At 62.2% G+C, this 17,668-nt stretch carries 7 protein-coding genes; all 7 read right to left on the bottom strand.

All coding sequences use genetic code 11. The annotated features are described in order from the left end of the window. Positions 1-5: 5 nt before the first annotated feature. The 7 genes from ACZ5J0_RS06335 to ACZ5J0_RS06305 all read right to left on the bottom strand — a co-directional run bounded on the left by ACZ5J0_RS06335 (position 6) and on the right by ACZ5J0_RS06305 (position 17,521). On the bottom strand, positions 6-977 hold the full coding sequence (locus ACZ5J0_RS06335; protein WP_142939779.1) for an AAA family ATPase: 972 nt from the start codon (positions 975-977) through the stop codon (positions 6-8). A 77-nt stretch (positions 978-1,054) separates the two neighbouring features. Further along, positions 1,055-7,159: an Ig-like domain-containing protein gene (locus tag ACZ5J0_RS06330; RefSeq protein WP_464094429.1), complete on the bottom strand. Its 6,105-nt coding sequence runs from the start codon at positions 7,157-7,159 to the stop codon at positions 1,055-1,057. Positions 7,160-7,409: 250 nt separating this feature from the next. After that, on the bottom strand, positions 7,410-13,544 hold the full coding sequence (locus ACZ5J0_RS06325) for an Ig-like domain-containing protein (protein WP_464094428.1): 6,135 nt from the start codon (positions 13,542-13,544) through the stop codon (positions 7,410-7,412). Between the two features lie 286 nt (positions 13,545-13,830). Beyond that, positions 13,831-15,009, bottom strand: coding sequence for an adenylate/guanylate cyclase domain-containing protein (locus tag ACZ5J0_RS06320; protein WP_464094427.1), 1,179 nt, complete (start codon positions 15,007-15,009; stop codon positions 13,831-13,833). Further along, positions 14,999-15,592, bottom strand: a complete 594-nt coding sequence (locus ACZ5J0_RS06315) for a PH domain-containing protein (RefSeq protein WP_166841385.1) — start codon at positions 15,590-15,592, stop codon at positions 14,999-15,001. Before ACZ5J0_RS06315 ends, ACZ5J0_RS06320 begins: the two co-directional genes overlap by 11 nt. After that, positions 15,585-16,550 carry a biotin--[acetyl-CoA-carboxylase] ligase gene (locus tag ACZ5J0_RS06310; RefSeq protein WP_464094426.1) on the bottom strand — a complete coding sequence of 322 codons (966 nt, stop codon included), beginning with the start codon at positions 16,548-16,550 and terminating at the stop codon, positions 15,585-15,587. Before ACZ5J0_RS06310 ends, ACZ5J0_RS06315 begins: the two co-directional genes overlap by 8 nt. A gap of 80 nt (positions 16,551-16,630) precedes the next feature. Then, the gene (locus ACZ5J0_RS06305; protein WP_166841387.1) at positions 16,631-17,521 is read right to left on the bottom strand and encodes an SDR family oxidoreductase; all 891 of its coding nucleotides are present in this window, start codon (positions 17,519-17,521) and stop codon (positions 16,631-16,633) included. Between the last annotated feature and the right edge of the window lie 147 nt (positions 17,522-17,668).

Genomic DNA, 17,668 nt, shown 5'->3' with positions numbered 1-17,668 from the left:
CGGGTTTATGCGCTGGCGCGTTGCTGCGGGGCGGCGACGTCGGCGAGGACGCGGTTAAGGACCACTTCGGGCGTTGCCCCGGAGAATTCAGCTTCCGGGTCCATCACCAAACGGTGGGTCCACACCACGGGAGCGAGTTCCTTGATGTCATCCGGCAGCACAAAGTTGCGGCCCTGGCTGGCTGCCCACACCTTGGCGGCACGAACCATGGCCAATGCCCCACGGACCGAAACACCAAGACGGGTTTCGCCGGCATTACGGGTTTCTTCGCAGAGACGCGAAATGTACTCCAGCACAGCGGTATCCACGTGGGTTGTGGCTGCCAGGTCCGCCATATCAGCCACAGCCTGGGTGGTGATCAACGGCGTGAGGTCCTTCGAACGATCCTTCAGGTTGGCCCCGCCCAGCAGCCGAACCGTGGAAGCGTGATCCGGGTAGCCGATGGAGGTCTTAATGAGGAAGCGGTCGAGCTGGGCCTCGGGCAGACGGTAGGTACCCGCCTGCTCGATGGGGTTCTGGGTAGCCAGAACCATGAACGGGCGGCCAGCCTCGTAGGTGGTGCCATCCACGGTGACCCGGGATTCCTCCATGACCTCCAGCAATGCGGACTGTGTCTTGGGGGAAGCACGGTTGATTTCGTCAGCCAGGACGATGTTGTTGAACACCGGACCCTTATGGAACTCGAACTTCTGGGTCTTCTGATCGTAAATGGTCACACCCGTCACGTCAGAGGGCAGAAGGTCAGGCGTGAACTGGATGCGGTTGTGCGAACCCTGGACCGTCGCGGCCAAGGCACGCGCCAGTGAAGTCTTACCCGTGCCCGGTGCGTCTTCAAACAACACGTGGCCTTCGGCCATCATGGCGGTGAAGGTCAGCCGGATGACGTGTTCCTTGCCCAACACGGCCTTGCCCACGTTGGCAACGAGCTTCTCGAACGTCTCTGCAAACCAGGCGGCCTGCTCGTTTGTCATGGTCATCGGTAGATCCTGTTCCTTGGGTATGGAGGTGTTGGGTTGTAGTTGTTGCTTCGGCTGTTCGGCTGGCCGGCCAGGAGTCAGCAGGGTGGCGGCACACCATTGCGGACGTCCACGGTGGTTGACTTCACGAACCAGCCGCTCTTCGGCGAGCCGTTGAGCTTGTACCAGGGCGTGCCATTGTTGTAGATGTCATCCCTGCAGGTGACATCAATCCAGCCCCAAGAGCGCTCCACCCAGCCGACTCCACACGTGGGGCCACTCGGGTTGTACGAGTCCGGCCTTCCTGGTTGGCCGGGACAAGTGCTGTTGTGGGCCTGGATCTGCGATGGCGCGGGCGGGTTAGGCGGTGGCGGCGGAGGCGGTTCGGCTCCACTGCGGGATGTATCACTGCCCACCCGGCCAGCTTGGCCGCCGCTGATCGCACGGACCTGAAGTGTAACGGTCTGGCTGTAACCCACACTTCGTGAGAGCGACCTCTGATCCGTGTTTGTCCATGCTCCGCCATCAAGGCTGTACTGATACCCCGTTACAGGGCGGCCATTACCGCTGGGGGCGTTCCAGGTCCAGGACACCGTCTTGTCGCCGACGCCGCTGCTCTTGCTACCTGTCACCACCGGCGCAGCTGCAAGCCCATAGGGATTGACAGTGTTTGATGCCGGGCTTCGGTCCCCGGCTGTGGAGTTTCGTGCAGATACTGCCCACACAACAACGGCTGTATCGGTGCCATTGGCGGCCGCCACAACAGCACCGCCGGAAGGAATCGAGCCGCTGCCGCCACCGGAAGTCAGCGCGTACCGGTAGCTGATCTCGTTGACGTTTGCTCCGTTTCGCTCCCCAGCTGTCAAGGGATTGAAGGTGACTTGAATCTTGCCACCATCACCGTTGGTCTCAACCAAGGCAGCCGATGGAGCACCCACCATTCCGGGCTTACCAGCAGCACGGATAGGCGCAGACTGTTGGCTGACACCACTGACGCCGGCTTTGTTTGTAGCCGACACTGTGAACGAGTAGTCAGCTTCGGAGTTGTCTACCGTCACATTTTGTGACGTCGCAGCCACGGGTTGCGACGCTACCACGGCGCCACCTCGGTAGGTCGTCAGGGTGTAAGTAGACACGGCATCACCATTGTTATTCGGCGCTGCCCAGCTGACCTGCAGTTGGCTTCTTGAATCTACAGATCCTGCACCTACCACCGAGGGAGCCGCAGGAGTTGCCGGCACGCCGGCAGGAACCTCGGCTGCGGAGTACGTACTCCATTCCGAGGGCTCCTTGGCGTCATTTCTTGCCAGGACGCGTACCTTGTAGGCCACCCCATTGGTCAGACCGGTCCACACGTGACTGTTGCCTGTGAGGTTCTGGATCTGCGGATTCTGGCCGGCAGGAGCAGGAGAGATCTCCAGATCGTAGGACTTGATGGGCGAACCCTTGCTCGCAGGAGGAACCCACGCCACGGAGAGTTGCTTATCGCCAAACTTCAGCGTCGGTGCCACAGGGGTGTCCGGCTTAACGTCCGGACGGACCTCGGCGGATACCGGAGAGCGTTCGGATTCATCAATCGCATTCGTGGCGGTGACGGCGAAGTGGTACTTCACGTTGTTGGTCAGCCCTGTCAACGTACACGTGTTCGCGGGGCAGTCCTGCGTGAAGCCGTTTTCCCCGTACACCGTGTACTTGGTGATGGGTGAGCCACGATCAGGCGGCGCGTTCCACGTCAGGAGCGCGGTCTGGTCCCCCACGCTTTGAGCCAAGGGTGTGGTGGGCGCGGCCGGCTTGTCCTTGACGGTCAACCGGATGCGGGCAGTGGCGTAACGGGAAATCTCGCCGGTCTTATCCTGCACCGTGTAGGCCACCACCATGGTGCCGGTGAAGCCGCCTGCAGGGGTGACGGTGACACTGTCTCCCCCGACGTCAGCCGTTCCCTGGCCCGTTTCGGTGACGGCCGAGACGATCTTCAGCGCAGTATCCGGGAACGGATTGGAGTCATTTGCCAACACGTTGACGGTCACTGGCTTTCCGGATTGGGCATCCGGCTCGGCGTCGTCGTTGGCCACGGGTTTGGGCCTGTTGGACGCCGACAAGGACAGCTTGTAGGTGGCCACGGCTTCGAGCCCGCGGCGGTCCTTTGCCTTCACTTGGACGGTGCCTGTCTGCCCGATCTGCACGGAATCGTCCGCGGAGACCTTGAGCGTCTTGCCATCCACGTTCACCTTGAAGCCGCCCTGGGCGTCGCCCACCAGCTCGTAGTTCATGTTCTGCACGTCATCCGAGTCCGGATCCGACGTCAGCTTCTCCAGGTCCAGGCTGGCAGAGTCTCCCTTGGGAACTTCCACGTCACTGCCGAGCAGCACCGGTGGATTGTTCTTGTTGGGGTCGGGCAGCACCTTGGTTCGGATGCTGAGCGTCGATTTCAAACCATTGGGGTCGTCCGGGCCTGTCCCATCGGTAACTTCGAAGCTGATGGAACCTGGGCCTACGTACTCGGCGCCGGCGGTGTACTTCAGCGCGGTACCACCGTTGGCTATGGGATCGCTGCCGTCGGCTCCGATGAGCTTGATGCGGTCGGTTTGGGTCAGGCGCGGCGACTTTCCTTCGCGGACCTTCACCCACTCCGCGAGGTTCACCGTGACGGACTGACCTGAGACAAGTTCCACCACCTCGTCCTTAGCGAGCGTGGGCACCTGCTGGCCAATCCCGGGAACCCAGATGATGGCTGTGGACTTCTGGCCATCAACGTCCTCCACCGTGTAGGGCACCAGTTGCGGCTGCTCGGTCAGGTCAACAATGACGTTGCCTTCGGGTCCGGGGCGTGCTGTGTCCAAGCCTGTTGCGACCTTGAGGTTCTCCCCCACGCCGTCCGGGTCCTCATCGTTCTTCAGGACAGGAACGTCCACAGCCGTCTTGCCGAGCGTCTGGGCCGAGGTCACGCGGTCGTCGCGGGCAATCGGTGCCTGCAACGGCAGGTCATTCTGGACCACCACACGAATACTGGCCTGGCCCACCGCATCGCGGTCATCGGCCACTGAGTAGCGGACGTTGACGGTGCCCTCCGCTGCCGGAGCTGTTACCAGGATCCGGCCACTGGTCTGGCTGACCTTGGCGTCAAGTCCGGGGGCGTCAATGCTGTCCGTCAGGATACGGATGAGGTCGCCGTCGGGGTCGGTGTCATTGGCCGTCGCGTCGATGGCGATCTGGCGCCCGGGACGAACCTTGACCTCGTCATCCACGGGTGCGGGTTTCTGGTTGTCTTCGCCACGTGGCGCAACGCCAACCGTCACGGTTCCCGTGTTCACCGCGCCTTGGCGGTCGATCACCTTGTACCTGAACGTATCCGTACCCGCACCGTCACCGGCGGCGACGAAATCGATGAAGCTGCTTCCCGCCGTCGCGGTTCCCATAGTGGGAGTGCTGTCGATGCCGGTGAGCTGCACCGAGTCGCCATCTGGGTCGATGCCGTCCAGCGGGACCGGAATGCGGACGCTGCCGCCCGCTACCACGCGTGCCGTGAGGTTCTGCGGCTGCGGGCGCGAGTTCTGCGTGCCCTCCAGCGGAAGGATGTGGATGGTCACCGCGGCGGCGCTCTTCTGCCCTTGCGGATCCACGGCGTTGTAGATGGCGCGCACGGTTTTTGGAGTGGGGCCGGCGATAAAGCGAAGGGTCTTCTCGGAAATGAACGCTTTACCGTCCTCCTCCGGAATGCTCTGCGCCAGTACCGGATCCACGGACAGTTCCTCACCCTGCGGGTGGGTGTCATTGTCCAAGACCGGGATGGTCACGACGTCGTTCACGCGCACGTTGACTTCGTCAGGTTTTGGCTGGGGAGCCTCGACGACGGCGGGAGCCGGCACCGGGACCACACCCACTGTCCCGGTGGCCGAGGCACGGCCGTTGGACATGGTGTAGCTGAAAACGAACGGTTCTTTGGCACCGAGGACATCCGTGACGCGAAGGACGCTGTGGTCGATCACGCTGACGGATGCCGACGAGCCGTCGGGCACGGTGACGGACTGGAGGACCAGCACGCCACCGGAAGGATCGGAATCGTTGGCCAGCGGATCAACCAGGACGCTTCCACCCACAGGGAGCAGGGCAACGTCATGAACGGCAACCGGCGCGCCGGGATCCTTACCGGACTCCACGTCCACGCGGATCAGTCCCTGGCTGCTCTGGGGTCCGTTGCTGGCAATGTACGTCAGGTAGATCGGGCCAGGCGTGGTGCTCCGGAAGGTAAAGGTGCCGCCGTCCGTCACCGGGCCCAGCTCAGCCGGGCCGGCGGCCTCAACGTGGGCCACACGAAGTGCGCCACCGTTGGGGTCCACATCGTTTTTCAACGGCGCGATCACCAGGTCCTGGCCAACCACAGCCGTGACGTGGTCCGCATTGACTACAGGGGCCAGGGCACCCGGTGGCTGCACGTTGACCACGATGCGGCCGGTGGTGGTGGCCCGGCCGTCCCACACGGTGATGGTGACGTTCTTCTTGCCCGGCGCTGCACCCGAATCCTGGTACGTCAGTAGGCCATCGCGGCGAACCTTCACCTGGTCCTGGTCGTTGTCCGACTTCGCATCCAGCAGGACGAGGTCATCGCCGTCAGGGTCCATCCAGTCAGTCAGAATGTTCTGGCTGACGGACTTGCCCTGCTCCACCAACATGGTGGTGGGTTCGCCTCGCTTGAAAATCGGCGGTTTGTTCTCTTCAGGAGCTACTACCCGCAGGGTGACCTTGCCGCCGGCGGACAAGTCACGGCCATCGGCAGCGTTGTAGTCAAAGACTTCAGTTCCCGGCTTGGCGTCGGCCGGGACCTTGATCTGGAAAGCAGAGCCTCCGTAGATGTTCTCCAACGCACCCATCTTTGGCCCATTGGCGCCTACCGAGGCGGTGAGGACATCGCCGTCGGGGTCTGAGTCGTTATCCAGCACGCTCAGAATTGAGGTCCGCCCGGGGCGGACACCGAACTCGTCAGGTTTTGTCTCAGGCGGACGGTTGGGCTTGGTGCGGTCCGGGAGGACGTTGATGGTGTTGTTGTCCGCAGACTCCTGGTCCTGGTCATCGGACTGGTTCTTGGGCGGGACAACGTCGTCCCAGTTGTTCACCAGCTGCATATTCTGGTTGACCAGCCACACGCTGCCTGAATTGACGTCATTGAGGACCACAAGGTCCCGGTTCACCCGGAAAACGTAGCTGGGCGAGGCGCTTGCTTTGGGGACGTCATTCTTCTTGTCGTCGGCATCGTTGTCGCAGTCCCGGACATACTTGTTGGCGCCCGACCATGCCGAGTGAACACACTTACTGACCTGAACGGGCGCAGCGGGGACGCCTTCGCCGTCAGCACTGACAGTTGCCGCCGTGGACCCGTCAAGGGGCTGTTTCAGCAGGGCCTTCTGCGTGGCAATGGCAACGTAATTGCTCCCTTCGCTGTTCTGCTGCAGCTTTGCTTCCCGGGCATCGGCCAGTTGGAGCTTCCGGCCTCCTGGCAGGAAGAGGTTTCCGGAGGCGGCGTCCAAAACCACCGGCTTGTCACCCACCACGGCCAGTTGGAGATCGCCGGCACCCTTGAGCTCGTCCACCTTGGTAACCTGCGAGTCGGTTCGTTCACCGTTCGCATCCACAGTAGTGACGGTGATTTCACCCTTGCCAGGGTCCGCCGTGTAGATCCTGTTGTCGGATCCCACTGCCGAAACCACGCCCGGGGAGCCCGTCAAGACTGGCTCGGTTCCTTCTTCATCGAAGCCGTTAACCGTGGACGGAGACAACGCCCAGACTTTTCCGCGGGCGGGATCGGTCACCGAGAGCACGGTGGAGCCGTAGCTGACTTGCGACGACGACGGCAGCTGCTTGTCGCCGCCCAGCTTCAGGTTCGCGGCAGAGACCTGGTTGATGGTGGAGCCGGACTCATCGTCCACAAAGACGTTGCCGTCATGCTGCAGCACGTCAAAGGTAGTAGTTGCGGGTGTCACAGCACCATCAAGAACGCGGGACGGGTAGTTCAACCGGCCCACGGCGTTCTTGGTTTTGCTCACCACCCACACGCCGCCGTCGTTCAAGTCCACCTCGGTGGTCTTGAAGCCCGGGTACAGAATTGCCCCGGTGATCAGCAAAGCGCCCGCTGCGGTAACAGCAGTACCCGCTATTAGCTTTTTGTTTTGACGCCTTTTCAGCCCCAGCTTGCCGAAGAAAGTTCTCACAGCCCCAGAATTCCCTTTGTGTCCAGCCGCTCCCCAGTGGCTTCCGGGCCAACCGGCAGATGCCGGCAGCCGTACATTCCGCAGTTACCCCGTACGGCGGCGGAATTTTCAGTCCCTAAGACTATCCCACGCTCCCTGCGGTCAACCAAGGAAACCCGAGATCGGGCTATCCATTGGCTTTGACAGCGTACTGTCTCCCTGGCCCGGGGCGCGATGGGGACTACTGCCCGACGCCCCGGCTTCACATGCCTCAACATTTCGGGATTTGGTGCGGTCCGGGGTCACCCAGGGTGGTGTTGCCCTGGGCGATGAAGCGGCCAGCATTGGGGCCGCTAGTCAGCTTGTACCACGCCGCGTAGTTCAAGTAGGGCGTGCTGCGGTTGATGTAGCAGTTGACCGTGAATCCGCCGTTGAACTCGTACTGCCATGGCGGACCATTGACCTTTCCGTCACAGCGGTGCCCTGGAGTATTTGGATCCCACGATGTTTGGCCGGAGGGCGCGGTATCCGTGCAAGTACGGTAGCTGCCGGGAGGCAGCGTGGCATCCCATGACGTCTTCTGCGGGCCGCTCTGTGCACTCGCAGAAGCCACGCCACCGCCTGTGCCCACGGAGTTGAACGTCTGGACCTCAATGGTGCGCGTCTGGTTATAGCCACCGGTGTTGACCACGCGGCTGCCGGACGCGGATTCGTTGATCCACCCGGTATCAGTTCCACCGCCGGTGATCCTGATCTTGGTCACTGCGACGTCGTTGCTGTTGGTGGACGGCGAGGACCAGTTCAGCGTCAGCGTGGTCTGGTTTTGCCCACCGTTGGCGCCCGAAGCAGATGGTGTACCGGGGGAACCGTACGGGGTGGTGGTTGCCGGTGCACTGGCATTGGAACTCGGCGCCACTGAGGACACTGCGGTGACTGTGATGGAGGTTGCCTGCCCGTTGGCAAAACCGCTGACCGTCTGGCCAGGCGTGATGGGGCCCGATTGCCCGGTACTGGCGATGTAGCGGTAGCTGACCTCGTTTTGAGTAGAACCGTTGCGTTGTGTCTGGTCCAGGACCGAGAAGTTGATGGTGACGGCCTTGCCCGCTCCCCCGGTGTTGGCCGGGGTGGCAGAGACGTTCTCTACGGCCCCCAGCTTGCCGGTGGCGCGACGCGGCGCCGAAGGTGCGCTGACGCCGCCCTTCCCAGCCTTATTTTCTGCTTGAACGGTGAAGGTGTAGCCTGCTTCGTTGTTCTGGGCAGTGAAGGTTGCTGATCGGACATTTCCCGGGACGGTCTGCGTCTGCGGAACGCCGTTTCCGCCGCTCATAGTGACGTAGTAGGTCTTGATGGGGTCACCGTTGATATCCGGCTCAGCCCAATCCGCACGAATCTGGTTGTTGGTTCCCACGGACTGCACCACTGCGGTGGTGGGAGCCGCCGGGGCTGCCGGAAGACCAGCAGGGTTGTCCTCCAGGGAGTACATGCCCCAGTCCGATGGACCGAGCTCATTGACGGCCTGGGCACGGACCTTGTACTTCACGCCATTTGTCAGTCCCGGCCAGGTATAGCTCAGGCCGGTGACCTCGTTCTTCACGGCAATGCCGTTGGCTGGCGGCGGAGAAATCTCCAAGTTGTAGTGCTTCACCGGAGAGCCCTCGGTCTTGGCCGGGGTCCAGGTGATGGCCATGTTCTTGTCACCGGCTTTGACTGTGGGGGCGTCCGGCGGCGACGGCTTCTCATCCGGCCGGATCTCGTTGGAGGCAATGGACGCCGGTGAGTCCCCTACCTCGTTGGTGGCGGACACGGTGAAGACGTACTTCACGTTGTTGGTCAGTCCGGAGAGTGTGCAGGTTGTAGTGGGACACACCTGTTCAAAACCGGCGGCCTTGACCGTGTACTTGGTGATGGCTGCGCCATTGTCCGACGGCGGCGCCCACTTGAGCACAGCGGTGCGGCTGCGGACGTCGGTCGCTACCGGTGCCGATGGAGCGTCTGGTTTGTCACGGACCGTGATCCGTACGCGTCCCACTGCCTGCCGTGAGGGGTCTTTGGTCTTGTCCAGCACTGTGTACCGAACCACCATGACGCCCTTGAAGCCATCAGCAGGAGTGACCGTGATCGATTCCCCTGAGACCGTCGGCTGGCCGGCGGCGGAACCAGTCTCCACTGCGGCGCCTTCGATCGTCAGAGGCGAGTCATTGAAGGGGTTGAAGTCGTTGGCCAACACATTGATGGTTTCCGAGCGTCCGGCATTGGCTTTCTCAACGGAGTCGTCGTTGGCTACGGGCTTGGGCCTGTTGGACGAGACCACCGTAGCCGTTACCGTTGCCCGGACAGCATCAGACCTGCCGTCTGTGACCTTCAAGGGGAAGGTGCCCACAACACCGGGAGTGACGGAGAGGTCCGGGGTGACTTTGAGGACCGTTCCCTCCACTTTGGTTTGGAAACCCGCGGGCTGCTGTCCGTCCAGCTCGAATTTCAGGTTTCCCTGGTCCCTCTCGTCCACGTCCTTGGCAAGGTTGGCCAACTCTAACTCGGTGGTTTCACCCTTGGGAGCCTCGATGGAAGCACCGCTGAAGGTCGGGACGTGGTTGGCGTTGGGGTCCGGGATCACCTTGGTGATGATGGTCAGCGTGGACTTCAGCCCTTGCGAGTCGTCCGGGCCGGATCCGTCGGTCACCTCGAAGGTGATGGATCCCGGACCAACATAGTCCGTCTGCGCTGCATATCTCAGGGCATTTCCGTCGCCGGCAATAACGTTGTTGGGATCGGCTCCCTGAACGCGGATCTTGTCCGCTACGGTGAGCCGGGGTTGGCGGCCTTCCCGCACGCGGACATACTCCTGGAGCGAAACCGTGACTTCCTTGCCGGACATGACCTCCACGGGCTCGGTTTTAGCCAAGGTGGGGTACTGCAGGCCTTGGCCTGGGATCCACATCACGGCCGTGGCTGATTGCCCGTCCATGTCTGTCACCGTGTACGGGATCAGCTGGTCCTGGGGGGCGAGTGTCACCACAACGTTCCCCGCAGTCCCCACCCGGGCGTTCGGATTCGCGTCGGGCAAGGTGATGGTCAGATCTTCGGCGACGCCGTCCGGATCAGAGTCGTTCTTCAACACCGGGACGTCAACGGCGGTCTTGCCCAGCGTCTCAGCCAGCGTGATGCGGTCGTCCACGGCAATCGGAACGTGAAGGGCCGCCGTCGGGCTTGTTTGCACCCTGACCACGGCGCTGGCTTCAGCCTTTTTGTCGTCCTGAATCCGGTAGCTGATGCTTTCATTTCCAGTGACGCCCGGCGCAGTCAGGAGGATCTTTCCGGAGGACGCTTCAACCTGCAGTTCCGGGTTGGCTTCGAAGGAATTCACCAAAGCAATAGGATCGCCATCAGGGTCTGAGTCGTTCTTCAAGGCATCCACTGCAATCCGGCGCCCTGGCCGGACCTCAATGGCATCGTCAACGGCGATCGGCTTTTGGTTGTTCGCTTCTGCCGGCGCAATACCCACAATCACAGTGCCGGTGTTCTCGGCTCCGATCCGGTCCCGCACGCGATAGCTGAACGTGTCAGTGCCGGCGGAGGTGGCGGCAGCGGTGAACTCCATGTAGCCGTCCCGCACCACGGCTGTGCCGAGGGCCGGCGCTTTGTCCACGCCGATGAGTTGAACGGAGTCGCCGTCCGCATCAATGCCGTCCAGGGGAACGGGGATTTTGACGGTCATGCCAGCTACCACCCGGGCCGTGAGGTTCCGCGGCTCAGGGCGGGTATTGGTGGCGTCGTCCCGGGCCCGGATACGGATAGTGACTTGCTGGGAGTCAGTTTGGCCGGACGCGTTGCTGACCTTGTAGATGGCATAAACGGTTTTGGGAATCTCCCCTGCGATAAAGCGCAGAGTATTGCCCGCAACGAACATCCTGCCGTCAGCGGCATCGGGCTGTTGCGCCAGCTCCGGGTCGAGCGTCAGCTCTCCGCCGTTAGGGTCCGAATCGTTGTCCAGGACAGGTATGGTCACCACGTCTCCGACACGCACCGACACTTCGTCCGGCTTGGCCTGCGGGGCCTGCAGCTTGCTGGGCGCAGGTACTACCTGTACTGAGATGTCTCCGGTGGCCGAGGCTTTGCCGTTGGAAATGGTGTATTTCAGCGACAGTTGGCCGGTGGCGCGAACGTCCGTGACCTTGACCACCGAATGGTCCAAAACCGCCACCGTGACCGGAAGGCCATCCTCCGCGGTGACGGACTGGACTACCAGGACGCCTCCGGCCGGGTCCGAGTCATTGCCGAGCACGTCCACCACGGTGCTGCCGCCACTGGGCAGCAGAGCAATGTCGCGGACGGCAACGGGAGCGCCGTCGTTGTTGCCGGACACGACGTCTACGCGCACCAGCTGCTGCGCACTCGCCGGGCCGTTGGTGACCATGTAGGTGACGTAGTGGGGGCCCGTGGACGTCGAGTTGAAAGTAAACGTTTGCTGGTCTGGACCTATCACGGCCGTGGACTGCTCATCCGGCTGGGCCTGTGCCAGCCGAAGCGTGCCGCCTTGCGGATCAGTGTCGTTCTTGAGCGGTGCGATCACCGTGTCCTGGCCTGCCACTGCAACCACGTGATCGGCGTTCGCAATGGGCGGCAAGGCCCCGGGTGCGCGAACGTCCACACTGATACGCCCCTCAGCACTGAGGGTGCCGTCGGAGACCGAAACGGCGATTGTCTTCTTTCCCGGCCCGGCTCCGGAATCCTGGAACGTCAATAGCCCGTCTGGCCTGATGCGGACTTGATCGGCGGGATCGCTGCTGACGGCAGCCACAGCAAAGATGTCGTCACCGTCGGGGTCAATCCAGTCATTGAGGATGTACTGGTTGGCGATCTTCCCCGTCTGCACCACCAAGGCATTGTTCCTGTTGGGCTTCTGCTGGGGTGCGTTGTTCTCTCCGGGCGGGACAATCCGGAGGTCGACGTTGGCCGCTGCGGTTCCACCGCGGCCATCATCCACGGAGTACTTGAACGTCTCCGCCCCGGTCTGATCCGCGGGGACAGAAATTTGGAAGCCCGTCCCGCCATAAACAGGAGCCAACGCACCCGATCTAACGGTTTGGTCGGCCGCAACCGTCAGGACATCACCGTCAGTGTCGGCGTCGTTGTCCAGAACCGGCAGGAGGGTCGTCTTGCCGGCGCGCACTCCAAAGGAGTCCGGCTTCGCCACCGGCGGCGTGTTCGGTTTGCTTCGGTCCGGGAGGACAGTCTGCTGGACTTCGTCCGCAGAGTCCTTGTCGGCGTCGTCCGATGTCTGTTGGGGCGGAATAACGTCGTCCCAGTTGTTGACCAACTGCATGTTCTGGTTGACCATCCAGACATTGCCGGAGTTGACGTCGTTCAGAACCACGAGATCGCGGTTGACCCGGAAGACGTACGACGGCGACGCACTCGCCTTGGGAACATCGGCGCGGCGGTTATCAGCCTCGTTGCTGCATTCGCGGACATACTTGTTGGCACCGGACCACGCCGCGTAGGTGCATGTTCCCAGCTGAACGGGCGCTGCGGGAATGCCTTCCCCGTCGGCTCGGACAGTCTTGGCGGTTCCACCGTCCAATGGTTGAAGGAGGAGCGCTTTGGTAGTGGCGATAGCTACGAAGTCGGCAGTCGGTCCTGTTTGTTGCAGCTTGGCGTCGCGGGCGTCGTCCAGGTGAACGGTTGCGCCGCCCGGGAGAACAATGTTTCCCGTGGCCTCGTTGAGGACCACTGCTTTGTCGCCCACAGCCGTCAACTGCAGGTCCCCTGCGCCCTTGAGCGCCTCGTCCGTGCGGACCTGCGAATCCACTGATTTGCCGTTGGCGTCCACCTTGGTGGCGGTGACGCTACCGGACTCGGGATCCACGGTGTGGATGGTGTCGTCCACGCCTACAACAGAAACAATTCCGGGCGATTGCTCGAACAGTGGTTCGGACTCATCACTGAACCCACCCACGGATCCGGCGGACAATGCCCAGACCTTGCCCTTGGAAGGATCGGTAACGGCCAGTACTTTGTGGCCGAAGCTCACATCCGCTGATCCGGGCAGCTTTTGGTCCCCGCCCAAACGCATGTTCGCGGCGCTGACAGGGTTGATCGTGGCGCCCTCGGGGTCATCAATGAAAACGTCGCCGGCCTGCTGGAGGACGTCGAAATCCTTACTCGCCGGAGTCACTGCCCCGTCCAGGGACTTCGAGGGGTAGTTGAGCCTTCCGGCGGCATTCTTGGACTTGCTGACTACCCAAACGCCGCCGTCATTGAGGTCCACTTCGGTGGTCTTGAACCCCGGGTAGAGGATGGCACCGGTCACCAGGACCGCGGCTGCAACTGAAAATGCAGTTGCCGCCATGACCTTCCGCCGGCGATTCCTGGCACGGCGGTTTCCGGACCCGTCAGGCAGAGCCATCCACATTCCCCCACAATTTAGGCAGCACAAGGCGGCCGACGCCGCACCCCACGGCCATTCACGTCACACAAACAACGCTAAGACTACCGGGTTAATCCAACGTTTTGCTAAGTCGTGACGCAGTTCTCCTCAACTGCAGACACCCTCCACGCTCTCTCACATAACAGCCCTAAACGCCGATCGCTCTCTCACTTTCTTGAAGAAAGTGAGAGAGCGATCGGCTGGAACCCGAGGGACGTGAGAGAGCGTGCGGCTCGGACGGGCCGTGGGCGAGTCGGCAGGGTGCCTAGTCCAGCACCAGTCCCTTGCCCCGGCCGCGGGCCAGCATCACAGGATGGATCTCGCCGAAGCCACGGACGTTCTCCGACTTCTGGGGAACCAGGACGAAGCGGTCATCCTGGCCCAAGGCGGCGGCCGTCATGGCGTCCACAAGGACCGTCCCGGGCTGCGCCAGCGTGGTGAGCCGTGCAGCAAGGTTGACTGTGGGTCCATAGATATCGCCAAGTCTGGAGAGAATCCGGCCCCAGACCATGGAGACGCGGCACTGTGGAAGGATCTCGTCCTCCGTGAACGCCTGGGCAAGGGCCAGGGAAATTTCGGCTCCCGCCGCGGGAGTCTCCGCGATGTAAAGGACTTCGTCACCCACTGTTTTGACCAGTCGCCCGCCACCCACGGAGATAATTTCCGCGCATTTGTTTTCAAAACGCTGCACCAATTGAGCGAGCGTTTTCTCGTTCATACGCCGGGACAGGCTGGTGTAAGAGACAAGGTCAGCGAATCCTACGGCCCGGGCCAACGGCAACGGCGAATCGTCTTCGTCGCCCTCCCGCCCTTCCTCGCTGGCCTGGAGTCCGGCTTCGGCCCGAACGGCAAGACGCTGGACGCCGGCGTTGAGTTGGCGGCGGTAGGAGTACACCAGGATCTCTTCGAGGGAGTCCACCAGCGCAGGCAGCTGCGCCACCAGTTGTTTGCGCGCCACGGCATCAGGGATTCCCTGCTCGGACACCATGTCCTCAACCAGCGCTTCGATCTGCCACACCACCATGCGGTCCGTCATTTGACCGATGGAACGGGTCACGGAGATAGCGGCTTCTTCCGTCAGGAGGCCGGCCCGGACCAGATCCAGGATGCTGGACAAGGCAGCTTGGTCGCGTTCCGTGAACGCAACATCCTCGTCACCAAAGTTGGGGAACCCCAGCGCGCGCCAGATCTTCCGTGCGGACAGGATGGACACGCCCGCACCGGCAGCAACTTCACGACGCCGGAGCTTGCGTTCTCCGCCAAGGAGCTTCGCCTCGAGCGCCTTAATAGCCAGGCGCTCCGCGGACATCACACCAGTGGGTGGGCCGGCTGGTACCGACGCCGGAGCAGGCCCGGCCTCAGTGTCCTCGTCCACGGAAGGCTCCGGAACGGCGTCGAACTCCTGGTCCAGGTCCTCGCCGGACTGCTGATCCTCAACGCTCATCTCTTCCACCATCTCTGAACTCCCACGGCAATTCTTCAAAATCTCTCAGTACTTCACCCTCAAAAACCTCACCTTGCGGGAGTTCATCCATCGCGTCAAGAATGAAACCCCGGAACTTTCCCACTTCAGGAACGTCGTTCATCACGGCTATTCCGGAGTGCCCGGTATCCAAGGATATATTCCCCGAGTGCAATGTCCGCTGGAGCATGCTCTGGTGGACACCTACATTGCGGATGGCCATCAGCGATACCTGCCAGTCATTTCGCCTAAACATTCCATTCCGGGCAAGTACGCGCCTGCTCGTCAGGATGTATTTGACCGAACGCCACCGCAACACCCGCCTGAGGCTGTATGCGGCAAGGAACCACCCGGCGAGTACCACCACGGTACCCATAAGCCACGGTGTCCATTCCGCCGTGATGAAAGGCGCAAGGCGCTGCGGGTTTTCCCTGACGATCCAAGCACAAGCAAAACCTGCAGCTGCTGGAACCGCAATGAAGGCCAGCACCGGAAAGAAGAGTGAGCGGGCCTGTTGGCGTGTGATGGTAATGACCTGCTCCCCCGGGAGTAACTCTTTACGCATAACCGCTTTCTGTGGCGCGCAAGTGCACCACATCACCGGCTGTCACAACGTGTTCCCTGCCACCATGGTCCACCACCAGCAACGAGCCGTGCTCGTCCAGGCGCGAGGCATGCCCCACGAGCTCGTGATCCCCAGGCAAATGCGCGCGCACTTCGCGGCCCAACGTCACCATGGCCGACTCAACACGCTTGTGCAGGGATGGGCCACCCACCAAACCGGCGGCGGGGTCCCCTTCGGAATTGCAGAAGCTGCGGTAGAGCCGCGCGAACCGTGACAGGTAGCTTTTCAGCAGCGCGGTGCGGTCCGTCGTCGTAGCCCCCTCCAAAGCAAGCGAGGTTGCCGTGGGTACCGGAAGCTCTTCCTCGGCCAAGGACACATTGAGTCCAACGCCAAGGATGACCGCAGGAACGGAACCGTCGCCCAGAGGAGTCATCTGCGCCAGGATGCCGGCCACTTTCCGGCCGTTGACCAGGACGTCGTTGGGCCACTTGATCTCAGCGGTGACGCCTGCCGTTTCCTGCAGGGCTTCCCGCAGGGCAACAGCAGCAAGCAGCGAAAGCCAGGAGTAGCTCTGCGTCGGGACCGGCATGCCTTCAGCCGTGACAGGCCGCAGCACCACGGAGACCGAAACCGCCGATCGCTCGGGTGATTCCCAGTGGCGGTCGAGCCGTCCACGCGCCGCTGTCTGGTGCTCGGCAGTCAACACGGACAGGTCGGCCCACTTTTTGGGCTCCACCGTCACAGCCCGGACCAGGTCCTGGTTGGTGGAACCCGTGGACTGGACAATGTCCAGACGCGAGATGCCTGTAGCCGAGAGGAAGTCCGGCTGCAGGAGCGACTCACGGTTCAGAGCCTCACGATCCAACGGGGCATGCGACTGCCCGGACGGAACCTCTCCGGACGGAACCTCTCCGGTCAAGGCCTGGGGTTCGCTGCTCTCTGGCTGTTCGGCATCCATAGCTGAATCCTATCCAGTTGCGAGGTCCCCGGAGGGTGGCTGCCCCGAAATGCGCCTGGGAATCCGCCCATAGAATCTACTCAGAGGAAGATGTCCGGCACCAAGCGGTCTTCAGGCGCGCCGAGACTATAAGGACTGAAGTCCGACACTCCGGCTGCGCGCAGCACCTGCTCGTCGGTGTAGAAGTTCCCGCTAGATGCCGAACCCGTCAACACAGCATGGGCGGCATCAGCCATGATTTCCGGTCCGCGTGCGGCCTGCACGATCTGCTGGCCACCGGGCATATTCCGGATCGCGGCCGTGTCGATCAAGGTGCACGGCCAGAGCGAGTTGACCGAGACGCCGTCGTGCTTGAGCTCTTCGGCGAGACCCAGGGTGGTGAGGCTCATCCCGTACTTGGCCATGGTGTAGGCCAAATGCATCCCGGCCCATTTGGGGTCCAGGTTCAAGGGTGGGGACAGGGTGAGGATGTGGCCGTGGCTTGATTCCCGCAGGGCGGGCAGCGCCAGTTTTGAGAGCAGGAACGTGCCGCGGACGTTGATGTCCTGCATGAGGTCGTAACGCTTCATGTCCACGGCGTCGGTGCGGGACAGGTCGATTGCGGAGGCGTTGTTCACCACTACGTCGATGCCCCCGAAACGCTCGACGGCGGCGGCGACTGCTGCGGCGACGTCGTCATCATTGCGGACGTCCCCCACAAGCGGCAGCGCCTGTCCGCCTGCTTCGGTCAGCTGTTGCGCGGCGGTAAAGACAGTGCCCTCAAGTTTGGGGTGGGGGTCGCCTGTTTTGGCCATGAGCACAATGTTGGCGCCGTCGCGGGCTGCACGGGTGGCGATGGCCAGGCCTATGCCGCGGCTGCCGCCGGACATGAGGATGGTCTTGCCCTTGAGCGAAGCAGTGGCCACGTAAGGGGTGGTGCGTTGCGTTTGACCCTCTGTGGAGGCGGAGGAAGCGCCGTTGCTTGAAGTCATGCAGACACTCTAGCCCAACTATGTTACTGACGGGTAACATAGTGATGGCTTTGGCTTGGACGCGGAAAATTGTAGGGTTTCTACAGCGGTTCGCGGCAAAGGCGTCACTAGACTGGCCTGCGGGGCCTGTTCTTTGTACGGAAGCTA

This window comes from Arthrobacter sp. DualSoilB13 (genome assembly GCF_055389195.1).
The sequence above is the reverse complement of the archived record's forward strand: the minus strand, read 5'-3'. Positions and strand labels throughout refer to the sequence as shown.

Bases quoted from the DNA above. Each gene is read 5' to 3' on its own strand.
- ACZ5J0_RS06335 (WP_142939779.1), bottom strand. From the start codon at position 977: ATGACCATGACAAACGAGCAGGCCGCCTGGTTTGCAGAGACGTTCGAG.
- ACZ5J0_RS06325 (WP_464094428.1), bottom strand. From the start codon at position 13,544: ATGGCTCTGCCTGACGGGTCCGGAAACCGCCGTGCCAGGAATCGCCGG.
- ACZ5J0_RS06320 (WP_464094427.1), bottom strand. From the start codon at position 15,009: ATGAGCGTTGAGGATCAGCAGTCCGGCGAGGACCTGGACCAGGAGTTC.
- ACZ5J0_RS06315 (WP_166841385.1), bottom strand. From the start codon at position 15,592: ATGCGTAAAGAGTTACTCCCGGGGGAGCAGGTCATTACCATCACACGC.
- ACZ5J0_RS06310 (WP_464094426.1), bottom strand. From the start codon at position 16,550: ATGGATGCCGAACAGCCAGAGAGCAGCGAACCCCAGGCCTTGACCGGA.
- ACZ5J0_RS06305 (WP_166841387.1), bottom strand. From the start codon at position 17,521: ATGACTTCAAGCAACGGCGCTTCCTCCGCCTCCACAGAGGGTCAAACG.